Here is a 20,045-nt window from a genome sequence, read left to right on the forward strand (position 1 = left end):
GACCGGCCCGGGCGGGGTGCAAGCCCCGCCACGGCCTTAACCGAAGAACCAGTAGCACACGCCGATCGCGGCCAGCACGCCGGCCAGATCGGCGATCAGCGCGCAGCCTACCGCGTGGCGCGCGCGCAGAATTCCCACCGATCCGAAATACACCGCCAGCACGTAGAAGGTGGTTTCCGTGCTGCCTTGCATCACCGCGGCCAGCAGGGCGGGGAAGCTGTCCACGCCATGGTGCGCCATGGTTTCCAGCATCATGGCGCGCGCGGCGCTGCCCGAGAACGGCTTGACCAGCGCCGTGGGCAGGGCGTCAACGAAACGCGTGTCCCAGCCGGCGTACTGCGCCAGCCAGCGGATGCCGTCCAGCAGGAAGTCCAAGGCGCCCGAGGCGCGTAGCACGCCCACCGCGCACAGCATCGCCACCAGATAGGGCAGCAGGCTCTTGGCGATGTCGAAGCCTTCCTTGGCGCCCTCGATGAAGGCCTCGTAGACGGGCACTTTCTTGCAGGCGCCCGCGATCAGGAACGCCAGCAGAATGCCGAACAGCGCCAGGTTGCCCAGCAGCGAGGACAGCGACGCAATGGCGGCGGCCGACATGCTGGCCAGCAGCGCCATGAAGCCGCCCATGACCAGCGCCGCGCCGCCCAGCCACAGCATCACGACCGGATCCGTCAGGCGCAGCCGCTGGCAGACGGCGACCGCCAGGAAACCCGCCAGCGTCGAGGCGCTGGTGGCCAGCAGGATCGGCAGGAACACCAGGGTGGGGTCGGCGGCGCCCTGTTGCGCGCGGAACATGAACAGCGTGACGGGCAACAGCGTCAGCGACGACGCGTTCAGCACCAGGAAGAGGATCTGCGCGTTGCTGGCGGTTTCGGGGGTGGGGTTCAGCGATTGCAGTTCGCGCATGGCGCGCAGGCCGATCGGCGTGGCGGCATTGTCCAGCCCCAGGCCGTTGGCGGCGAAGTTCAGCGTGATCAGGCCGATGGCGGGATGGTTGCGCGGCACCTCCGGCATCAGGCGCGCGAACAGCGGCCCCAGCAGGCGCGCCAGCTTTTCCACCAGCCCGGCGCCTTCGGCGATGCGCAGGAACCCCAGCCACAGCGTCAGCGTGCCGAACAGCAGCACCATGACTTCCACGGACACGCGCGCCATGTCGAACAGGCTGGCCACCATCAGGCGGAAGACGTCGGGGTCGCCGACAGCCAGCCAGCGGTACAGGGCGGCGGCTGCGGCGGTCAGGAAAAAGCCCAGCCAGAGTTTGTTCAGCATGCGGAATGTGCCCGGATAGCGGTTGATTGCGCACCAGCGCGGCGACGCCCATTGTCGCAGAGTCGGCACGCCCAGGCTTGGCTGCGCGCCGCCAATTCTGGTACTTTGGCCCGATACGCCCTAGGGCCATAACAGTGAGGGACACTCATGGACTTCAATGCCTGGCGCCGGCGCCGCATCTCGGAACCCGCGTACCGCTGGGCGCGCAACGCCTTGCCGGCCATGTCGGCCACCGAGCGCGAGGCCATCGAGGCCGGAGACACCTGGTGGGATGCGGATCTGTTCACGGGCAACCCCGACTGGCGCAAGCTGCTGGACGTGCCCGCCGCCACGTTGACCCGCGACGAGCAGGCGTTCATCGACGGCCCGGTCGCGCAGTTGTGCGCCATGCTGGACGAGTGGGACATCACCTGGAACCGGCGCGACCTGCCGCCGCAGGTCTGGGCTTTCCTGAAGGCGCAACGCTTTTTCGGCATGATCATCCCGCGCCGTTACGGCGGGCTGGGCTTTTCCCCCTACGCACATTCCGAAGTCGTCAGGCGGATTTCGGCGTATTCCATCACGGCGGGCGTGACGGTCATGGTGCCGAATTCGCTGGGACCCGGTGAATTGCTGATGCAGTTCGGCACGCCTGCGCAACGCGATTACTGGCTGCCGCGCCTGGCCGATGGCCGCGAAGTGCCGTGCTTCGGCCTGACCAGCCCCGAGGCGGGCTCGGACGCCGCTTCCATGGTGGATACGGGCGTCGTCTGCCGCCAGGTGGTGGACGGCCGCGAACTGATCGGCATCCGGCTGAACTGGCACAAGCGCTACATCACGCTGGGACCCGTGGCCACAGTGCTGGGCCTGGCATTCAAGATGTCCGACCCGGACGGCATCCTGGGCGGCCCCAAGGACATCGGCATTTCGGTGGCGCTGGTGCCCACCGAGGCGCCGGGCGTGGAGATCGGCCGGCGCCACCTGCCTGCCATGCAGGTGTTCCAGAACGGCCCCAACACGGGCCGGGACGTGTTCGTGCCATTGGACGCGCTGATCGGCGGCGAGGCGCGCGCGGGGCAGGGCTGGAAGATGCTGATGAGCGCATTGGCCGCGGGGCGCGGTATTTCGCTGCCATCGCTGTCGGCGGCCGCCGCTGTCATGTGCGCACACACCACAGGCATGTATGCGCGGGTGCGCGAGCAGTTCGGCATTCCGGTCGGCAAGTTCGAAGGCGTGCAGGAACAACTGGCCCAGCTGGCGGGCAATGCCTACATGGTGGAGGCCGCCCGGCGGCTGACCTGCGCCGCGCTGAACCAGGACGTGAAACCGGCCGTCGTGTCGGGCATCATGAAATACCACGCGACCGAGCGCATGCGCAGCTCGGTGAACGCGGCGATGGACGTGCACGCCGGGCGCGCCGTCATGGACGGGCCAAGCAATTACCTGGGCGGCCTGTACCGAGCGGTGCCGATCGCCATCACGGTCGAAGGCGCCAATATCCTGACGCGTAATCTCATCATCTTCGGCCAGGGCGCCATCCGGGCCCATCCCTATCTGATGCCGGAAATGCTGGCGCTGGCCAATCCGGACGAAGAGCGCGGCATCGAGGTCTTTCACGACGTGTTCTGGCGGCACTTGCGGCATGCCGGCAAGAACACGCTGCGCGCGATCGGCCGCGCCTGGACGGGCGCCGTGCTGGCGCCTTCGCCGGTGTCGGGCCCCACGGCCGGCCACTACCGGCGGCTAGGACGTTATGCGTCCGGCTTCGCGCTGCTGGCCGACGCCACGTTGGCGCAACTGGGCGGCGGGCTGAAGCGGCGCGAAATGATCTCGGCGCGGCTGGGCGACATCCTGTCCGAGCTCTATCTGCTGTCTGCGGTGCTCAAACGCTGGGAAGACGAAGGCCGCAAGCACGACGACCTGCCGCTCGTGCATTGGTGCATGGAGCAGGGCTATGCCAGCATCGAAAAAAGCCTGGACCAGGTGTTGCGCAATTTGCCGGGCCGCGTGCTGGCCTGGGGGCTGCGCGCGGCCATCCTGCCGCTGCGTCTGGCCAGGGGGCCGAATGACGCCCTGACGCGCGAGTGCGCCGAACTGCTGCTGAAGCCGTCGCCCACGCATGTGCGGCTGGCGGCCGACCTGCATCGCGAGCCGGGCAATGCCCCGTCGGCAGGCGTGCTGTTGGGGGACGTCCGTGCAGGCGGCGATCCGCTGGGCGAGCTGACTCGCGCGTTCGCGCTGGTGGACGCCGTGCAGCCGATCCGCGATCGCCTGCGCCAATCGGGCGTGCGCGACTGGCGCGAAGCGCATCAGCGCGGCGCGATCACCGACGCGCAGGCCGCGCAACTGGAAGCGGCGGAGGCCCTGGTGTCGAAGGTCTTGCAGGTGGATGATTTCGCGCCGGCGGATTTGTCGCCGCAGGCGGCGGATGCGCCGACGACGGCCGCCGGGCGCAACGCGAACCCGGGCGCAGACCCGGGTCCGGACCACGGCGCTTAGTCGTCGGCGTTCGGGTCCATGCCCGGAAACAGGATTTCGGTGAAGCCGAACTTCGAGAAATCCTGGATGCGCGACGGATAGAGGCGGCCGATCAGGTGGTCGCACTCGTGCTGCACCACGCGGGCATGGAAGCCTGCGGCTTCGCGCTCGATCAGCTGGCCATACGGGTCGCGGCCGCTGTAGCGGATGTGGCGGTAGCGCGGCACCTGCCCGCGCAGTCCAGGCACCGACAGGCAGCCTTCCCAGCCGTCTTCCATGTCGTCCGACAGCGGCGTGATGACCGGATTGCACAGGATGGTCTGCGGCACCGGGGGCGCGTCGGGGTAGCGCTCGTTGCGGTCGAAACCGAAGATCACCAGTTGCAAGTCCACGCCGATCTGTGGCGCGGCCAGGCCCACGCCTTGCGCGGCCGCCATGGTTTCGAACATGTCGTCGATCAGGGCGTGCAGCTCGGGCGTGTCAAAGCGGTCAACCGGCGGCGCCACGCGCAACAGACGCGGGTCGCCCATTTTCAGGATGGGATGGATCATGATGTCGGTCTATCAACAAAGTAAGGCTTTCCCCGCCGGGCCGCCCTCAGGGGGCGGCAAGCGCGTGCGGCGTGGGGGTTTTAGTCTTGCCGTCCCTTCTTCTGGATGAACTCGATCTTGTAGCCGTCCGGGTCTTCCACGAAAGCGATGACCGTCTTGCCGTGCTTCATCGGGCCGGCTTCGCGGGTGACCTTGCCGCCGCGTTCCTTGACCTTGTCACAGGCTTCGTAGGCGTTGTCGACTTCCAGGGCGATGTGGCCGTAGCCGTTGCCCAGGTCGTACTTTTCGGTGTCCCAGTTGTGAGTCAGTTCGATGACCGCGCCCTCGCTTTCGTCCTGGTAGCCCACGAAGGCCAGCGTGAACTTGCCTTCCGGATAGTCGTTGCGGCGCAGGACACGCATGCCGAGCACGTTGGTGTAGAAATCGATGGATTGGTCGAGGTTGCCGACTCGCAGCATGGTGTGGAGCATACGCATGGATATCTTCCTTTAAGCGATGAGGGGTTGCGAAAAGCGCAGCGGAGCGCCGGCGCTTTCCCGGGTGATGCCGATGTCGCGCAGTGCGCCGCCCATGGCGTCGACCGCAAGCCGCATCTGTTCGGCGCCGAAAGCGCCGATGCAGCCGACCCGGAACGTGGGTTGTTCGGTGTTGCTGAAATTGCTGAGCAGGTAGCCGCGCGCCTTGAGTGCGTCGACGAACAGTTGCAGGTTCCAGGTCGGCGCGTTCGGTGCGCAGACGTTGACGACGATGGGGCCCTGCAGGTCGCGCGGAAGATGGGGCGCCAGGCCAAGCTCGATCACACCATCATATAGCGTGCGCATGTTCGCCGTGTAGCGCGCCAGGCGAGCCTCTCGGCCTTCCTGTTCAAAGAGCGCCAGCGCCACGGCCAGCGCCGCCAGCGTGGGCGCGGGCGGCGTGAAGCGCGGGCCGGCGTTGGGGGCCAGCGCGTGCTGGTGGATGTCGGCCAGGTCTAGCGACCAGCTGCCTGCGTTGCCGCGGGCGGCTTCCAGGCGGTCCACGCGCGCGACCACGAAGGCGGCGCCCGGCAGCCCTTCCAGGCACTTGTTGGCTGTCAGCACGACGGCGTCCACCGCGGGCAGGGCGGACAGGTCCAAAGGCAGGGCGCCGAAGGCGGATACGGCATCGATGATGACGCGGCGGCCCATCGCGTGGGCGATGCGAGCCAGTTCGGGCACGTCGTGGCAGATGCCGCTGCCGGTTTCGCTGTAGACCAGCGCCAGGTGCGTCAGCGTGGGGTCCCGTTCCAGGGCCGCCGCGACGGCTACCGGGTCCACGCGCGCCGTCGCGCCCACGGGCAAGGGCACGGCGACCCGTCCCGCGTCAGCGGCCAGCTTCTGCAGGCGGGACGCGTAGGCGCCGGTGGACGGCGCCAGCAGGCGGCCGCCGGGCGGCACGAAGGTCCGGATCGCGGCTTCCACCGCGAAGTGGCCGCAGCCGGGCAGCGCCAGCGCGGCGTGTGTGTCGGGCGTTGCCTGCGCCACGCGCAGCACGCCTGCGCAGACCTGCCGGTAGGTCTCGCGGAAATCGTTGTCCCACGGCGCGTAGTCTTGCGCCATGGCGGCCTTCACCCGCGCGTCGGTCGTGACCGGGCCGGGAATGAGCAGAAGCATCTTGTCTCTCCAGAGGGGCTTCTAGAACTGGGGAAGGGAGGCGGGGTCGTGGCGCCGCAGGATGTTCTTGGCGTCTTCGAAGTCAGGCAGGATCTGCCCAACTTCACGCCAGAAGTCCTGACTGTGGTTCATTTCGCGCAGGTGGGCAAGCTCGTGCGCGATGACGTAATCGATGATCGCGGGCGCGAAATGGATCAGCCGCCAGTTCAGCATGATGTTGCCGTCGCTGGTGCATGAGCCCCAGCGCGTGGCGGCGGACGACAGCCGCCAGCGGCGGATCTTCAGGCCGCTGATCTGCAGGAAGTGCGCCAGCCGCGCGCCGAACCAGGCACCGGCCCGCTGCTGCAGCCAGGCTTGCGCCGAATCGCGGATGCGGCTTTGCTCGGCCGTGGAGGGCAGGGCCAGCCAGAGGGTGTCGCCGTCTTGCGGCGCGTCCGCGTCGCCGGACAAGCGGGCCTGACGGCTATCGCCGCCCACGCCGATCAGGATGCGCTTGCCCAGGTAGGGCAGTTCGCCACCCGGCTGCCAACGCGTATGCGCCATGGCCAATTGTTGCTTGCGGGCATGCCACTCACGTAGCTTGGCGAGGATCCAGCGGGCCTTTTCACGCACCGCGTCGTCGATCTGCGCCAGCGTGACCCAGCTGGGCGCGGTGACGCGCAGGCCGTCGTCGGTGATCACGAACCCGATGCTGCGGCGGCGCGAGCGCAGCAGCACGAAGCCGATGGGCTGTTCTTCGGTGGGCACTTCGCGCCAGCGCGCACTGGGGGGCAGCGGGTCCGGGCAGGGCGTGGGGACCCGGGACGACGCGTTGGGCGACAGCGTCAGCAGCGGTTCGCCCGCAGGGGCGGCGCCTGTCTGCGCATCGGGGAACAGCGTCTTCGGCGTGACCGGCTGCGGGGGGGCAGATCGAGGAGGCGCGGCGCGGGGCGCGGCAGGCCGAGGCGCCGCAGGGGGCTTCGGCGTGACGATCAGCGGCGACGCGCCCAGGGGCGCGCCGTCTTCTTGCACGTCGAACAGGAGTTCGAGCTGATCAGTGCTAGACATACCTTTCAGGGTTGAGACGCCGCATTTCCCCTTCGATCCAGTCCTGGACCTTTTGGTTCAGTTCTTCGGGGGTGAGTCCCTTGGATTCTATCGCGGGACCGATCGACAGGGTGACCATGCCGGGATATTTGACGAAAGCGTTGCGCCGCCAGCACTCCCCGGCGTTATGCGCCACGGGAATGACGACCGCGCCGGTGCGCGAGGCCAGCAGCGCGCCGCCCATCTTGAACCGCGCCGTCTTGCCCGGCGGCACGCGCGTGCCTTCGGGAAACAGCAGCGGCCAACGGCCTTCGTCCATGCGGGCCTGGCCTTGCTTGACCACTTGCTCGAAGGCGTCGCGACCCTTCGCGCGGTCGATGGCGATCATGCGCAGCAGCGCCAGGCCCCAGCCGAAGAACGGCACCATGTGCAGTTCTTTCTTGTAGACGAAACAAACTTCGCGCGGCATGTGGGCCGGGAAGAACAGCGTTTCCCATGCCGACTGGTGCTTGGACAGGATCACGGCGGGGCCGTTGGGCAGGTTTTCCCAGCCCTTGACCTGCCAGCGGATGCCGCAGAAGACCTTGGCGCCCCAGATCGCCAGGCGGGGCCAGCCCACCGTCAGCTTGTAGCGCCAGTGCAGGGGCAGCGGCGCCCACAGGATGCAGGCGAAGGCGTAGGGGATGACCGTGACGGCCAGGAACAGGAAATACAGCAGCGAGCGTAGCCGGGCCATCGAATCAATTGTCCTGGAGCAGGATGTCGGCCACGGCCGACAGGTCTTCGCATACGCGGGTGTTGTCGGGCAGGCCGCCCTTGGCCAGCGTCTTCTTGCCATTGCCGGTCTGCACCAGCCAGGGCGAGCAGCCGACGGACGAGGATGCCTGCAAGTCACGCAGCGAATCACCCACGGCCGGCACGCCGGCCAGATCGATGTCGTAGCGGTGGCCGATCTGCTCGAACATGCCGGGGCGCGGCTTGCGGCAGGTGCAATTGTCGTCCGGACCATGCGGGCACAGGAACACGGCGTCGATGCTGCCGCCCACGGCCGCCAGCTCGCGCCGCATCTTGGTGTGGATGGCGGTCAGCGTGTCCATATCGAACAGGCCGCGCGCCAGGCCCGACTGGTTGGTGGCGACCACCACCTTCCAATCCGCCTGTGTCAGCCGGGCGATCGCCTGCAAGCTGCCCGGCAGCGCGATCCATTCGTCGGGATTCTTGACGAACGCATCGCTGTCCTGATTGATGACGCCGTCGCGGTCGAGGATGATCAGTTTCACTGTGCCAGCCTGGAAATGTCGGCCACCTGGTTCATCAGGCCATGCAGCTGGCTCAACAGGGCCAGCCGGTTGGCGCGCACGGCCGGGTCTTCGGCCATGACCATGACGTCGGCAAAGAACGCGTCCACCGGCTCGCGGGCCTGGGCCAGCGTGGAGAGGCTGCCGGCGAAGTCGCCGGCGGCAAGCTGGGCCTCGGCCTGCGGGCGCAGGGCGGCCACTGCGGCGGCCAGGGCCTTTTCCGCGGGTTCCACCAGCGCGGCGGCGTTCACCGCGCCGATCTCGCCTTCGGCCTTTTTCAGCAGGTTGCCGATGCGCTTGTTGGCGGCGGCCAGGCTGGCAGCTTCAGGCAGTTGCGCGAAAGCGGCGGCGGCGCGCACGCGTTCGGCCACTTGATGCAGCGGCGGCGTCAGCGCGATGACGGCTTCCACCGCGTTGCGGTCGAAGTCGTTGATCAGCTGGTTGCGGTAGCGTTCGTAGATGAAGGTGCGGACTTCGGCCAGCGTATCGGCCGGGATCTTGCCGGCGGGGAACGTGCCCGCGGCCAGGTCCAGCAGCCCGTCCAGGGACAGCGGGCCGTCTTCGCTGATCTTCAGCCAGCCGCCGGCGGCCAGTTGTTCGAAGGCGCTGATCAGGCCCAGCGCGGCGCGGCGCAGGCCGAAGGGGTCGCGTTCGCCGGTGGGCGCCAGGCCGATGGCCCAGATGCCGACCAGCGTTTCCACGCGTTCGGCGATAAAGAGCGTGGCGGCGGTCAGCGTGTCCTGGGTGACCGGCGTGTCGTAGCGGTTGCGGTACTGGGTGCGCAGCGCTTGCACGACACTGTCGGGCTCGCCGTCGCCGGCGGCGTAGTACGCGCCCATGATGCCTTGCAGCTCGGGGAATTCGCCCACCATGTTCGAACCCAGGTCGGCCTTGGCCAGCATGGCGGCGCGATCGGCGGCCGATATGTCGCCGCCCAGATGGCCCGCCACGCCGCGGGCGATGGCGCGCACGCGTTCCACGCGCTCAAGCTGGGTACCCAGCTTGTTGTGATAAACGATGGAGCCCAGTTGTTCGACGCGCGCGGCCAGCGGCGTCTTGCGGTCGGTTTCGAAGAAGAACTGCGCGTCGGCCAGGCGCGGGCGCACCACGCGCTGGTTGCCTTCGACGATGTTCACCGGATTGTCCGTGTGCATGTTGCTCACGATCAGGAAACGGTGCGTCAGGCGGCCGGTAGCCGGGTCGAACAGCGGGAAGTACTTCTGGTTCAACCGCATGGTCAGGATCAGGCATTCCTGCGGCACTTGCAGGAACTGCTCTTCGAACTGGCCCACGTAGACGGTGGGGTGTTCGACCAGCGCCGTCACTTCGTCCAGCAGCGCGGCTACTTCCGGGTCGTCGCCCAGCGTGGCCGACAGGCGGCCGGCGTGATCCAGCAACTGGCGCTGGATCTCGTCGCGGCGGCCTTCGAAGGACGCCACGACGCGGCCCTTTTCCGCCAGGGTGGCGGCGTAGGCGTCAGCATCGGCGAACGACACCGGGCCGGTGCTCATGAAGCGGTGGCCCAGCGTGTCGCGGCCGGCGGTCAGGCCCAGCGCGGACACCGGCACCACGTCGGCGCCGAACAGCGCGACCAGGCCGTGCGCCGGGCGCACGAACTTGACGGTGGTGACGCCGTCGGCCAATTGGTAACGCATGACCTTGGGGATCGGCAGGTTGTTCAGCGCGGTGTCCAAGCCTTCCTGCAAACCCACGGCCAGTTGCGCGCCGGGGGCGGTGCCGCGGGCAACCAGGTAGTCCTGCTTGCCATCGGATTCGCGGTCCAGCGTGGACAGGTCGATGTTTTCCAGACCCTTGGCGGCCAGCTTTTTCTGCAACGCCGGGGTGGCCTGGCCGTCTTCGGTCAGGCCGATCTTCACGGGCATCAGCTTTTCGGCATAGGGCTGGTCAGGCGCCTGCGCCAGCACGGCGGACAGGTGCACGGCCAGGCGGCGCGGCGTGGAATACGCGGTCACGGCGCAGCCGTCGGCCAGGAGGCCGTGGCGCGCCAGCGTGGCGCGCACGCCTTCGGCGTAGGCCTGCCCCAGCTTTTGCAGGGCCTTGGGCGGGAGTTCTTCGGTCAGCAGTTCGACCAGCAGCGGGCGGATGTTCGTCGTCATTTATGCAGCCTCCCCGGCGGCCTGGTTGCGGCCCAGCATGGGAAAGCCCAGTCGTTCGCGAGATTCGTAGTAAGCCTGGGCGACGGCGCGCGACAGGTTGCGGATGCGGCCGATGTAGGCGGCGCGCTCGGTGACGCTGATCGCGCCCCGCGCGTCCAGCATATTGAACGTGTGGGCGGCTTTCAGCGCGGCCTCGTAGGCCGGCAGCGCCAGCGGCACGTCCATCAGGCGCTTGGCTTCGGCTTCGTAATCGTTGAAATGCGCGAACAGCATATCGGCCGACGAGTGTTCAAAGTTGTAGGTGGACTGCTCCACCTCGTTCTGGTGGAACACGTCGCGGTACAGCACGCGGTTGCCGTTGGCGCCTTCCGTCCAGACCAGGTCGTACACGCTTTGCACGTCCTGCAGGTACATGGCCAGGCGCTCCAGGCCGTAGGTGATTTCACCCGTGGTCGGCGTGCAGTCCAGGCCGCCCACTTGCTGGAAATAGGTGAACTGCGTGACTTCCATGCCGTTCAGCCAGACTTCCCAGCCCAGGCCCCAGGCGCCCAGCGTCGGGTTTTCCCAGTCGTCCTCGACGAAGCGGATGTCGTGCTGCGTCGGGTCGATGCCCAGCGCTTTCAGCGAACCGATGTACAGGTCCAGGATTTCCGGGGGCGCCGGCTTCAGCACGACCTGGTACTGGTAATAATGCTGCAGGCGGTTGGGGTTCTCGCCGTAGCGGCCATCCTTGGGTCGGCGCGAGGGCTGCACATACGCGGCGCGCCACGGCTCCGGGCCGATCGCGCGCAGGAATGTGGCCGTGTGCGAGGTGCCGGCGCCGACTTCCATGTCGTAGGGTTGCAGCAGGGCGCAACCCTGCTTGTCCCAGTATTCCTGGAGCGTAAGGATGATTTGCTGAAAGGTGAGCATAGGATTCTTGGAATTCGACTCGCCGGGCAAGGCTTGCCTTGGGCGTGGGAAACCCGGCATTTTAACTGGCCCGGGCCGGTCCTGTTTCGCGATCGCCGTTGGGCGGTTACATCTACGTTCTTTGGACGCCGCGGCGGGCGCCGGCTGCGCCCGCAAACCAATGATCGTATGATTCCAGGTTGAGCCTCAAGTCTTATATAAAACCCGGAACCCGACGACACCCCGGGATTTTCGAGAATTCCTGGAAGGAGCAGTCCCATGTCAGACCTGATCACGGTGGAAGTTACCGACGGCATCCAGATCATCACGATCAACCGCCCGGAAGCCAAGAACGCCATCAACCTGGAAACCGCCCAAGCCATGGCCGCCGCGCTGGACCAGTTGGATAGCCGCGACGACATCCGCATCGGCATCCTGACGGGTGGCGGCGGCACGTTCTCGTCGGGCATGGACTTGAAGGCGTTTGCCAAATCGGGCCAGCGCCCCTACGTGGAAGGCCGTGGTTTTGCCGGCTTGAACGAAAGGCCGCCCAAGAAACCGCTGATCGCGGCCGTGGAAGGCTACGCCTTGGCCGGCGGTTGCGAAATGGCCCTGGCCTCCGACCTGATCGTGGCGGCCAGCAACGCCAAGTTCGGCCTGCCCGAGGTCAAGCGCGGCCTGGTGGCCGGCGCCGGCGGCATGCTGCGCTTGCCGCGCCGCCTGCCGTACCACATCGCCATGGAAGTGATCCTGACGGGCGAAATGCTCAGCGCCGAACGCGCCTACTCGTTCGGCCTGGTCAACCGCCTGACCGAACCGGGTGGCGCCCTGGCCGGTGCGCTGGAACTGGCGCGCGCCATCGTCGAGAACGGCCCGCTGGCCGTGCAGACCGCCAAGAGCATCGTGTCGCAGTCCGGGGATTGGGAGCAGGAAGGCATGTTTGACCGCCAGCGCCCTCTGATCGCGCACATCTTCTCGTCGGCCGACGCAAAAGAAGGCGCCACGGCTTTCGCCGAGAAGCGCAAGCCGGTCTGGCAAGGTAAATAAAACTATGAGCCCCCACGCCGCACGCGCTGCGCGCGCTTGCTGCCCCCCGAGGGGGCGCCTTTTGCCTTGGGGCGGCCCGGCGGCAAAAGAGGGCCCCCACGCCGCACTCGCTGCGCTCGCTTGCTGCCCCCCGAGGGGGCGCCTTTTACCTTGGGGCGGCCCGGCGGCAAAAGAGGGCCCCCACGCCGCGCGCGCTGTGCGCGCTTGCTGCCCCCCGAGGGGGCGCCTTTTGCCTTGGGGCGGCCCGGCGGCAAAAGAGGGCCCCCACGCCGCACGCGCTGTGCGCGCTTGCTGCCCCCCAAGGGGGCGCCTTTTGCCTTGGGGCGGCCCGGCGGCAAAAGAGGGCCCCCACGCCGCGCGCGCTGCGCGTGCTTGCTGCCCCCCGAGGGGGCGCCTTTTGCCTTGGGGCGGCCCGGCGGCAAAAGATATCTTTTCTCCACTGCGGCTGGCTTGTCAGGTTGGCCGTGTTTCCCTGTTTTTTAGCTCGTAAATCGCCATGTCCGTCATCATTAAAGAAGAAGACCTTATCCAGTCGATAGCCGATGGCATCCAGTTCATCAGCTACTACCATCCCGTGGATTACATCCGCCATCTGGCGCGCGCCTATGAACGCGAGGAAAGCCCCGCCGCGCGCGACGCGATGGCGCAGATCCTGACCAATTCGCGCATGTGCGCCGAAGGCAAGCGCCCGTTGTGCCAGGACACCGGCATCGTCAACGTCTTCCTGAAGATCGGCATGAGCGTGCGCTTCGACACCAAGCGCACTCTGCAGGAACTCTGTGACGAAGGCGTGCGCCGCGGCTACCTGAACCCGGACAATCCGCTGCGCGCCTCGGTGCTGGACGATCCGCTGTTCGCGCGCAAGAACACGCGCGACAACACGCCCTGTATCCTGCACGTCGAACTTGTCCAGGGTGACAAGGTCGACGTGCAGATCGCTTCCAAGGGCGGCGGTTCTGAAAACAAGACCAAGTTCGCCATGCTGAACCCCAGCGATTCGCTGGTGGACTGGGTGTTGAAGACGGTCCCGACGATGGGCGCCGGCTGGTGCCCCCCGGGCATGCTCGGCATCGGCGTCGGCGGCACCGCTGAAAAAGCCATGCTGATGGCCAAGCAGTCGTTGATGGAAGACATCGACATGTACGAACTGCTGGCCCGCGGCCCGCAGAACAAGCTGGAAGAACTGCGCATTGAGCTGTACGAAAAGGTCAACGCGCTGGGCATCGGCGCGCAGGGCCTGGGCGGCCTGACGACCGTGCTGGACGTCAAGATCAGCACCTTCCCGACGCATGCGGCCTCCAAGCCGGTCGCGATGATCCCGAACTGCGCCGCTACGCGCCACGCGCACTTCGAGCTGGACGGCTCGGGCCCCGCGCGGCTGGATCCGCCGTCGCTGTCGGAATGGCCGGAAGTGCATTGGGCCCCCGATTACAACAAGTCCAAGCAGGTCGACCTGAATACGCTGACGAAGGAAGAAGTCGCCAGCTGGAAGCCGGGCCAGACATTGCTGCTGTCGGGCAAGATGTTGACCGGCCGCGACGCCGCGCACAAGCGCATCCAGGACATGCTGGCCAAGGGAGAGCCGCTGCCGGTGGACTTCACCAACCGCGTGATCTATTACGTGGGTCCGGTGGATCCGGTGGGCGACGAAGTGGTCGGCCCCGCCGGCCCCACGACCGCCACCCGCATGGACAAGTTCACCGACATGATGCTGGAGAAGACCGGCCTGATCTCCATGATCGGCAAGTCGGAACGCGGCCCGGTCGCCATCGAAGCGATCAAGAAGCACGGTTCGGCCTACCTGATGGCCGTCGGCGGCGCGGCCTACCTGGTGTCCAAGGCCATCCGCGGCGCCAAGGTGCTGGGTTTTGCCGACCTGGGCATGGAAGCCATCTATGAGTTCGACGTGAAGGACATGCCGGTGACCGTGGCGGTGGACGCCCAGGGCACCTCGGTCCACACGACGGGCCCCAAGGAATGGCAGGCCAAGATCGGCAAGATCCCGGTGGCCGTGGCGTAAGCGTATACGGCATACGAAGACGGCCGCTGGAATCCAGCGGCCGTTTTTTTTGCCTTATCCCGCTTGCAGCACCTGCAGGACGTTGCGCGCCGCGCCCACGCCCATCTTCACGTAGGCATCGTGCGTGACGCCGCCCACGTGGGGGCTCAGGATCAGCCGCCGCTGACCCTGGAAGCAATGCGCGGCCGGCGGCGGTTCCTGCTGGAAGCTGTCCAGGCCGGCGCATCCCACTTTGCCGCTACGCACGGCGGCAAGCAGGTCGGCTTCATTGACCAGGCCGCCGCGCGCGGTGTTGACCAGCAGCACGCCGTCGCGGCACTGCGCCAGCGTGGCGGCGTTGATCAGGTCGCGGTTGCCGTCCGTCAGCGGGCAGTGCAGCGAGATCGCGTCCGCCTCGGCCCACAGCCGGGGCAGGCTGACCGTTTCGATCCAGGGCGGGACGTCCTTGGCGTAGGGGTCGTGTCCGATCACCCGCATGTCCATGGCGTGCGCCACGGCGGCCACGCGCAGGCCGATGGCGCCCAGACCCACCAGGCCGATGCAACGCCCCGCCAGTTCGATGCTCTTGTGCGTGGCCTTGTCCCAGTGGCCGGCATGCATGCGGGCGTCCAGCGGCACGACGGATTTGGCGCAGGCCAGCAGCAGCGCGATGGCGTGTTCGGCCACCGCCGCGGCATTGGCGCCCGCGGCGGTCTTTACTGCGATGCCGCGCGCGCTGGCCGCCGCGCTATCGATGGTGTCGATGCCGCTGCCGTGCTTGGAAATCACGCGCAGCGACCTGGCCGCGTGGATCAGCGCCGCGCTGACCCGGCCGTAGCGGACGATCATCGCGACGGGGTCGTGCTGGCGCACCAGCGTCAGCAGGTCGTCTTCGGTCGGTCGGGGGCCGGCATAGACCAGGCGGTAGCCCTCCAGCACGCGCACGGCCTCGTCCGCCAGGTCGGCGCCGGTCACCAGCACGACGGATTGCGCGCCGGCAGTCATAGCGATTCCCCGGCACGCAGGACGCCAGCGGCGCGCAACGCGTCCGCGAGCCACGGCGCGCCGAGCTTGCCCGCCTTGATCTCTGCGATGCGGCGCGCTTCGGCCTCCACTTTCTGCTGAGCCAGCACCAGGGCGTCGGCGACGTTCTCGCGCGGCACGACCACCACGCCGTCGGCGTCGCCGACGATCAGGTCGCCGGGATTGACCGTGACGCCCGCAAGCGACACCGGCCAGTTCACGCGGCCGGGCAGGCCCTTGGTCGGTCCGTTGGGGTTGGTGCCCACGGAGAATACGGGGAAACCGCTTTCAATGATCTCGTCGGAATCGCGCACGGCGGCGTCGACCACGAAGCCCGCCAATCCGCCGGCCTGCGCCTGCGTCGTCATGATGGTGCCGCACAGCGCGGCCGTGCGGTCGCCCTTGCCCTCGACGACGATGACGTCGCCAGGTTGCGCCAGGGCCAGCGCGGCATGGAACATCAGGTTGTCGCCGGGACGCAGTTCAACGGTGAAGGCGGGGCCGGCGACTTTCATCCGCGGCGACAGCGGGGTGATGCGGCCGCCCAGCGCGCCGCGGCGGCCGCCTACGTCGGCGAGGATGGCGGCTTGAAATCGGCTGGCGGCTCGGACCAGTTCGGGGCTGACGCGCTGGATGTCGCGGCGGATGGGAGGGAGGGATGTTTCGCTCATGATGGGGGCTTTGATGGCGGGAGGGGATCGAAGGAAATTCGGAGAGTCGGGATCAGTCGATACGGGCGCCGGACTGCTTCACGATGCCGGCCCACAGCGCGTGGTCCTTGCGCAGGCGTTCGCTGAACGCTTCCGGCGTGCCGCCCAGGACTTCGCCGCCTTCGGCGCGTATCTTCTGCTGGTATTCGTCGCTGGCCATGGCCTTGTTGGCCGCCGCGTTCAGGGTCTGGATCACATCGGGCGGCGTGCCCGCCGGCACCATCAGACCGAACCAGGTGTTGGCGTCGAAGCCCGAGTAGCCGGCCTCGCTGACGGTGGGCACATCGGGCAGTTCGGCGACGCGCTTGGCCGAGGTGACCGCCAGCGCGCGCAGCTTGCCCGTGCGGATCTGGCCCAGAGCGGTGGGGATGGACGACATGAACAACTGCACCTGGCCGCCGAACAGGTCATTGAGCGCCTGGTTGGCGCCCTTGTAGGGGATGTGCTGCAGCTTGATGCCGGCCGACTGTTGCAGCAGTTCGGCGGTCAGGTGCGCGACGGTGCCGTTGCCCGGCGATGCGAAGTTCAGTTCGCCGGGCTGGGCCTTGGCCTGCGTGATCACGTCGGCCAGGGTCTGGTAACGGGAATTGGACGCCACCACCAGCACCAGCGGCGCCGTGGCCACCAGCGCGACCGGCGCCAGGTCGCGGGCGGGGTTGTAGGACAGCTTGCTGTAGAGCGACGGATTGATGGCCAGATTGCTGGTCTGCCCCAGCACCAGCGTGTAGCCGTCCGGCGCGGACTTCACGGCGGTTTCCACGCCCAGGTTGCCGCCGGCCCCGGGGCGGTTTTCGGCCACCAGGTTCCAGCCCGAGGTCTTGTTCAGCGCCACGCCCAGCTCGCGGGCGATGATGTCGGTGCCACCGCCGGGGGGGAACGGCACGATCAGGCGGATGGGGCGGTCGGGGAAGGTTTGGGCCAGCGCGCTGGCGCCGATCGCGAGGCCGCCGATCAGCGCGGCCGCTTGGGAAAGCAATTTCATGGTTGTCTCCGGTCTTATGGGGATGCTTCTTTGCGCCGGTCCGTCGGGTGCGGATCTGTGGGCGGGTTCCACTATAGAAATGCGTTTCGCTCTATACAATGGCGTTTCGTCTGGCAAAACGCGGTGCATGCCGTGAAACGGAAAGGAACATGAAGAAAACGCCTGGAAGACCGGCGGAACCGGCGCGCTCCGCCACCGCCGTCGAGGACCGGGAGTCGGGCGGCGTCATCGCCGTGGCGCGCGCACTGCGCCTGTTGGAAGCGTTTCAGGTCGACGACGCGTTCGTGTCGCTGGCCGAACTGAGCCGCCGCGCGGGCCTGCACAAGACGACCACGCTGCGTATTGCGCGCACCTTGGCCGAGGCGCGGTATCTGGTGCAGCGCGACGAAGACGGCGCCTGGCGGCTGGGGCCCGCCACGGGCTGGCTGGGCGCGCGGTATCAAGCGTCGTTCGACCTGAACAACGAGATCGAACCCACCTTGCGCGAGCTGACGCGCGAGACGGGCGAGAGCGCATCGTTCTTCGTGCGCGAAGGCGATATCCGGACGTGCCTTGTCCGGGTGGAAGGGCCGAAAGCGATCCGCCACCACATCCGCATGGGCGAAGCGCTGCCGCTGGAAAAAGGGTCGCCAGGCCGGGTGCTGCTGGCGTTCTCAGGCGAACCCGGCGAGCCTTACGAGACCATCCGGCACGACGGGTTCTATATCTCGATTGGCGAGCGCGAAGCCGAGATCGCCAGCGTGTCGGCGCCGGTGTTCGGCGCCAACTGGCGCTTGCTGGGCGTGCTGAGCGTGTCCGGCCCCGGGGGCCGCCTGCCGCGCGCCAAGCTGCAGAAATTCGCCAAGCTGATCAAGCAGAAAGCCAGCCAGCTGTCGTATGTGCTGAGCGGCGGCGCGCAGCGCCAGGCGCCGACGCGCACGCAATGGCATCCGTAGTGCGCCGGCCCTCCTAAGCCGTCTTCGCAGTGGCCGCCTTGAACGCCGCGATGGCGTCGGCCGATTTGCCCAGCACGTCGCGCAGCACTTCCTCGGTGTGCTCGCCCAACAAGGGCGGGGCGCGGCGATAGACGACGGGCGACGCCGAAAACCGCAGCGGGCTGGCCGTGACGGGCGCCATGCCACCGGCAGGATGCGGCAGGTCCCGGCGCAACTGCCTGGCTTGCGCCTGCGGATGCGCGAAAGCCTGCGCGATGTCGTTGATGGGGCCGCACGGCACGCCCACCGCTTCCAGTTTGGCGATCCAATCGTCGCGGCGGCCTTCCAGCATGATCGCGGTCAAGATGCCGATCAGCACTTCGCGGTGGGTGACGCGCAGTCGGTTGGTGGCAAAACGCGGGTCGTCGCCCAGCTCCGGCACGCCGATGGCGCGGCAATAGGCGCGGTACTGCGATTCGTTGCCGGTGGCCACGATCAGGTGGCCGTCGCTGGCGGCGAACACCTGATAGGGCACCACGTTCTGGTGCGCGTTGCCGGCGCGCTTGGGCGCCACGCCGGAATTGAAGTAGTTGGAGTTCTGGTTGGCCAGCAGCGCGACGTGGCTGTCCAGCAACGCAATGTCCAGGTGCTGTCCCAGCCCGCTGCGATGGCGTTCCTGCAGGGCCGCCAGAATCGCCACGGTGGCGTACATGCCCGTCACGATGTCGGTCACCGCCACACCCGCCTTCTGCGGCCCGCCGCCGGGCAGATCGTCGCGTTCGCCGGTGATGCTCATCAATCCGCCCATGCCCTGGATCATGAAGTCGTAGCCGGGGCGTTGCGCAAAGGGGCCATCCTGGCCGAAGCCAGTGACCGAGCAATAGATCAGGCGCGGGTTGACGGCCTTCAGGCTGTCGTAGTCCAGGCCGTACTTGGCCAGGCCGCCCACCTTGAAGTTCTCCACCAGAATGTCGCTTGCCGCCGCCAGTTCGCGGATCAGCGCCGCGCCTTCGGGCGTGGCCATGTCGGCTTCGACCGACCGCTTGTTGCGGTTGGCGCTGAGGTAGTAGGCGGACTCGTTGGTGTCCTGGCCATTGCCGTCTTTCAGATAGGGCGGGCCCCAGGCGCGCGTGTCGTCGCCGACGTGGGGGCGTTCGATCTTGATGACGTCGGCGCCCAGGTCGGCCAGGTTCTGCGTGCACCAGGGGCCGGCCAGGATGCGCGACAGGTCCAGCACGCGGATGCCGTCAAGCGCGGGCGGGCGCGTCATGATTGCACCGTCGCGGTACCGTGGCTCATGACCACAAGGTCGCGTTCGCGCGACCGAACCTGGAAGCGGATCTGTCCGTCCGGCATGCGCCAGATGTCGCATTGCAGCGTCTCGCCGGGATACACGGGCGCCGAGAAACGCGTGTTCAGGCTGGTCAGGCGCGACGCGTCGTAGCCGCAGCAGCTTTTGACGATGGCATGCGCCGCCACGCCGTACGAGCACAGGCCGTGCAGGATGGGCCGGGGATAACCCGCCTGGCGTGCGACCTCGGGGTCGGCGTGCAGCGGGTTGCGGTCGGCGTTCAACCGGTACAGCAGCGCGGCGCTGGGCGGAACGCGCAATTCGCATTGCAGGTCCGGTTTGCCGCCGGGCACGGCGGGCAGGGCCTCGGGGCTGTCGTCGCCCTGGCCGAAGCCGCCGTCGCCGCGGCAGAAGGTGCTTTGCCGCAAGGTGGCCAGGCAGGCGCCGTTTTCATCGTGCAGCGTGCGCTCGGTGATCACGATGGCGCCCTTGTCCGCGCCCTTGTCGATCACATGCGTGTTGCGGCTCTTGCCGAGAACCACGCCCGATGTCGGTAACGGCGCATGCACCGTCAGGCGCTGCTCGCCGTGCACCACCTTCACCCAGTCGATGCCGGCGCGGGGGTCCTGCACCCAGAAGCCGGGATAGCCCAGCACCACGGCCATCGTGGGAAATGCTTGCAGATCCTTTTCGTACACGTAGCGCAACTGGCCGGCGTCTTCGGGGTCTTGGCCCAGGCCGATGCCCAGGGCATACAGCATGGTGTCTTTCTGTTCGTAGCGCTGACGCACATCGTCAAAGCGCCAGTTCTTTACCGTCGCGTAATCCAGGGGCATGGCGGT

The 20,045-nt window shown here is 67.6% G+C and carries 18 protein-coding genes; 4 read left to right on the forward strand and 14 right to left on the reverse strand.

Going from position 1 to position 20,045, the window contains the following annotated elements; translation table 11 throughout:
* Nucleotides 1-36: 36 nt before the first annotated feature.
* Nucleotides 37-1,266 (reverse strand): spore maturation protein, encoded by a 1,230-nt coding sequence (locus tag HG262_RS09185; protein WP_169270742.1) that lies wholly within the window; start codon nt 1,264-1,266, stop codon nt 37-39.
* A 147-nt stretch (nt 1,267-1,413) separates the two neighbouring features.
* On the opposite strand from HG262_RS09185, the gene HG262_RS09190 reads away from it, so the two are divergent.
* The gene (locus HG262_RS09190; RefSeq protein WP_248293297.1) at nt 1,414-3,744 is read left to right on the forward strand and encodes an acyl-CoA dehydrogenase; all 2,331 of its coding nucleotides are present in this window, start codon (nt 1,414-1,416) and stop codon (nt 3,742-3,744) included.
* Here HG262_RS09190 and def read toward each other — a convergent pair.
* The 8 genes from def to glyQ all read right to left on the reverse strand — a co-directional run bounded on the left by def (nt 3,741) and on the right by glyQ (nt 11,258).
* Entirely contained in the window at nt 3,741-4,274 is a 534-nt protein-coding gene (gene def / locus HG262_RS09195) for a peptide deformylase (RefSeq protein ID WP_169270707.1), read from the reverse strand. The genes HG262_RS09190 and def overlap by 4 nt on opposite strands.
* An 80-nt stretch (nt 4,275-4,354) precedes the next feature.
* Nucleotides 4,355-4,750: a lactoylglutathione lyase gene (gloA, locus tag HG262_RS09200; RefSeq protein WP_169270708.1), complete on the reverse strand. Its 396-nt coding sequence runs from the start codon at nt 4,748-4,750 to the stop codon at nt 4,355-4,357.
* Between the two features lie 12 nt (nt 4,751-4,762).
* Nucleotides 4,763-5,905, reverse strand: coding sequence for a 2-aminoethylphosphonate--pyruvate transaminase (locus HG262_RS09205; protein WP_169270709.1), 1,143 nt, complete (start codon nt 5,903-5,905; stop codon nt 4,763-4,765).
* 21 nt (nt 5,906-5,926) lie between these two features.
* Nucleotides 5,927-6,952, reverse strand: coding sequence for a SprT family zinc-dependent metalloprotease (locus HG262_RS09210; RefSeq protein WP_211187057.1), 1,026 nt, complete (start codon nt 6,950-6,952; stop codon nt 5,927-5,929).
* Nucleotides 6,945-7,667 carry a lysophospholipid acyltransferase family protein gene (locus HG262_RS09215; RefSeq protein ID WP_169270710.1) on the reverse strand — a complete coding sequence of 241 codons (723 nt, stop codon included), beginning with the start codon at nt 7,665-7,667 and terminating at the stop codon, nt 6,945-6,947. Before HG262_RS09215 ends, HG262_RS09210 begins: the two co-directional genes overlap by 8 nt.
* A gap of 4 nt (nt 7,668-7,671) precedes the next feature.
* Nucleotides 7,672-8,211 (reverse strand): D-glycero-beta-D-manno-heptose 1,7-bisphosphate 7-phosphatase, encoded by a 540-nt coding sequence (gmhB, locus tag HG262_RS09220; protein ID WP_169270711.1) that lies wholly within the window; start codon nt 8,209-8,211, stop codon nt 7,672-7,674.
* The gene (gene glyS, locus HG262_RS09225) at nt 8,208-10,346 is read right to left on the reverse strand and encodes a glycine--tRNA ligase subunit beta (protein ID WP_169270712.1); all 2,139 of its coding nucleotides are present in this window, start codon (nt 10,344-10,346) and stop codon (nt 8,208-8,210) included. The genes gmhB and glyS overlap by 4 nt, the downstream gene beginning before the upstream one ends.
* On the reverse strand, nt 10,347-11,258 hold the full coding sequence (glyQ, locus tag HG262_RS09230) for a glycine--tRNA ligase subunit alpha (RefSeq protein ID WP_169270713.1): 912 nt from the start codon (nt 11,256-11,258) through the stop codon (nt 10,347-10,349).
* A gap of 258 nt (nt 11,259-11,516) precedes the next feature.
* On the opposite strand from glyQ, the gene HG262_RS09235 reads away from it, so the two are divergent.
* Complete coding sequence (locus tag HG262_RS09235; protein WP_169270714.1) at nt 11,517-12,284, forward strand: crotonase/enoyl-CoA hydratase family protein; 768 nt, start codon at nt 11,517-11,519, stop codon at nt 12,282-12,284.
* A 496-nt stretch (nt 12,285-12,780) separates the two neighbouring features.
* Nucleotides 12,781-14,304, forward strand: a complete 1,524-nt coding sequence (locus HG262_RS09240; protein ID WP_088587685.1) for a fumarate hydratase — start codon at nt 12,781-12,783, stop codon at nt 14,302-14,304.
* Nucleotides 14,305-14,358: 54 nt separating this feature from the next.
* Here HG262_RS09240 and HG262_RS09245 read toward each other — a convergent pair whose 3' ends face one another.
* Genes HG262_RS09245 through HG262_RS09255 form a run of 3 tightly spaced genes read right to left on the reverse strand, consistent with a single transcriptional unit; the run spans nt 14,359 to nt 16,998 of the window.
* Nucleotides 14,359-15,288 (reverse strand): NAD(P)-dependent oxidoreductase, encoded by a 930-nt coding sequence (locus tag HG262_RS09245; RefSeq protein WP_169270715.1) that lies wholly within the window; start codon nt 15,286-15,288, stop codon nt 14,359-14,361.
* Nucleotides 15,285-15,977 carry an RraA family protein gene (locus HG262_RS09250; protein WP_169270716.1) on the reverse strand — a complete coding sequence of 231 codons (693 nt, stop codon included), beginning with the start codon at nt 15,975-15,977 and terminating at the stop codon, nt 15,285-15,287. Before HG262_RS09250 ends, HG262_RS09245 begins: the two co-directional genes overlap by 4 nt.
* Before the next feature lie 52 nt (nt 15,978-16,029).
* Nucleotides 16,030-16,998 carry a tripartite tricarboxylate transporter substrate binding protein gene (locus tag HG262_RS09255; protein ID WP_169270717.1) on the reverse strand — a complete coding sequence of 323 codons (969 nt, stop codon included), beginning with the start codon at nt 16,996-16,998 and terminating at the stop codon, nt 16,030-16,032.
* A 149-nt stretch (nt 16,999-17,147) separates the two neighbouring features.
* Here HG262_RS09255 and HG262_RS09260 point away from each other — a divergent pair, with 149 nt between their 5' ends.
* A complete protein-coding gene (locus tag HG262_RS09260; protein WP_169270718.1) occupies nt 17,148-17,933 on the forward strand; it encodes an IclR family transcriptional regulator in 786 nt (261 codons plus the stop codon).
* 13 nt (nt 17,934-17,946) lie between these two features.
* Here the strand turns inward: HG262_RS09260 and HG262_RS09265 are convergent, their stop codons facing one another.
* Together HG262_RS09265 and HG262_RS09270 are read right to left on the reverse strand one after the other, a co-directional pair.
* On the reverse strand, nt 17,947-19,182 hold the full coding sequence (locus tag HG262_RS09265; protein ID WP_169270719.1) for a CaiB/BaiF CoA-transferase family protein: 1,236 nt from the start codon (nt 19,180-19,182) through the stop codon (nt 17,947-17,949).
* Nucleotides 19,179-20,039: a MaoC/PaaZ C-terminal domain-containing protein gene (locus tag HG262_RS09270; RefSeq protein ID WP_169270720.1), complete on the reverse strand. Its 861-nt coding sequence runs from the start codon at nt 20,037-20,039 to the stop codon at nt 19,179-19,181. The genes HG262_RS09265 and HG262_RS09270 overlap by 4 nt, the downstream gene beginning before the upstream one ends.
* Nucleotides 20,040-20,045: the final 6 nt, after the last annotated feature.

The organism is Achromobacter sp. Bel, assembly GCF_012928505.1.
In the GTDB taxonomy this organism is placed as follows: Bacteria; Pseudomonadota; Gammaproteobacteria; order Burkholderiales; family Burkholderiaceae_B; genus Achromobacter.

Bases quoted from the DNA above. Each gene is read 5' to 3' on its own strand.
- HG262_RS09270 (WP_169270720.1), bottom strand. From the start codon at position 20,039: ATGCCCCTGGATTACGCGACGGTAAAGAACTGGCGCTTTGACGATGTG.
- HG262_RS09205 (WP_169270709.1), bottom strand. From the start codon at position 5,905: ATGCTTCTGCTCATTCCCGGCCCGGTCACGACCGACGCGCGGGTGAAG.
- glyQ (WP_169270713.1), bottom strand. From the start codon at position 11,258: ATGCTCACCTTTCAGCAAATCATCCTTACGCTCCAGGAATACTGGGAC.
- HG262_RS09210 (WP_211187057.1), bottom strand. From the start codon at position 6,952: ATGTCTAGCACTGATCAGCTCGAACTCCTGTTCGACGTGCAAGAAGAC.
- def (WP_169270707.1), bottom strand. From the start codon at position 4,274: ATGATCCATCCCATCCTGAAAATGGGCGACCCGCGTCTGTTGCGCGTG.
- HG262_RS09190 (WP_248293297.1), top strand. From the start codon at position 1,414: ATGGACTTCAATGCCTGGCGCCGGCGCCGCATCTCGGAACCCGCGTAC.
- HG262_RS09185 (WP_169270742.1), bottom strand. From the start codon at position 1,266: ATGCTGAACAAACTCTGGCTGGGCTTTTTCCTGACCGCCGCAGCCGCC.
- HG262_RS09250 (WP_169270716.1), bottom strand. From the start codon at position 15,977: ATGAGCGAAACATCCCTCCCTCCCATCCGCCGCGACATCCAGCGCGTC.
- HG262_RS09255 (WP_169270717.1), bottom strand. From the start codon at position 16,998: ATGAAATTGCTTTCCCAAGCGGCCGCGCTGATCGGCGGCCTCGCGATC.
- HG262_RS09260 (WP_169270718.1), top strand. From the start codon at position 17,148: ATGAAGAAAACGCCTGGAAGACCGGCGGAACCGGCGCGCTCCGCCACC.
- glyS (WP_169270712.1), bottom strand. From the start codon at position 10,346: ATGACGACGAACATCCGCCCGCTGCTGGTCGAACTGCTGACCGAAGAA.
- HG262_RS09235 (WP_169270714.1), top strand. From the start codon at position 11,517: ATGTCAGACCTGATCACGGTGGAAGTTACCGACGGCATCCAGATCATC.
- HG262_RS09215 (WP_169270710.1), bottom strand. From the start codon at position 7,667: ATGGCCCGGCTACGCTCGCTGCTGTATTTCCTGTTCCTGGCCGTCACG.
- gloA (WP_169270708.1), bottom strand. From the start codon at position 4,750: ATGCGTATGCTCCACACCATGCTGCGAGTCGGCAACCTCGACCAATCC.
- HG262_RS09245 (WP_169270715.1), bottom strand. From the start codon at position 15,288: ATGACTGCCGGCGCGCAATCCGTCGTGCTGGTGACCGGCGCCGACCTG.
- HG262_RS09265 (WP_169270719.1), bottom strand. From the start codon at position 19,182: ATGACGCGCCCGCCCGCGCTTGACGGCATCCGCGTGCTGGACCTGTCG.
- HG262_RS09240 (WP_088587685.1), top strand. From the start codon at position 12,781: ATGTCCGTCATCATTAAAGAAGAAGACCTTATCCAGTCGATAGCCGAT.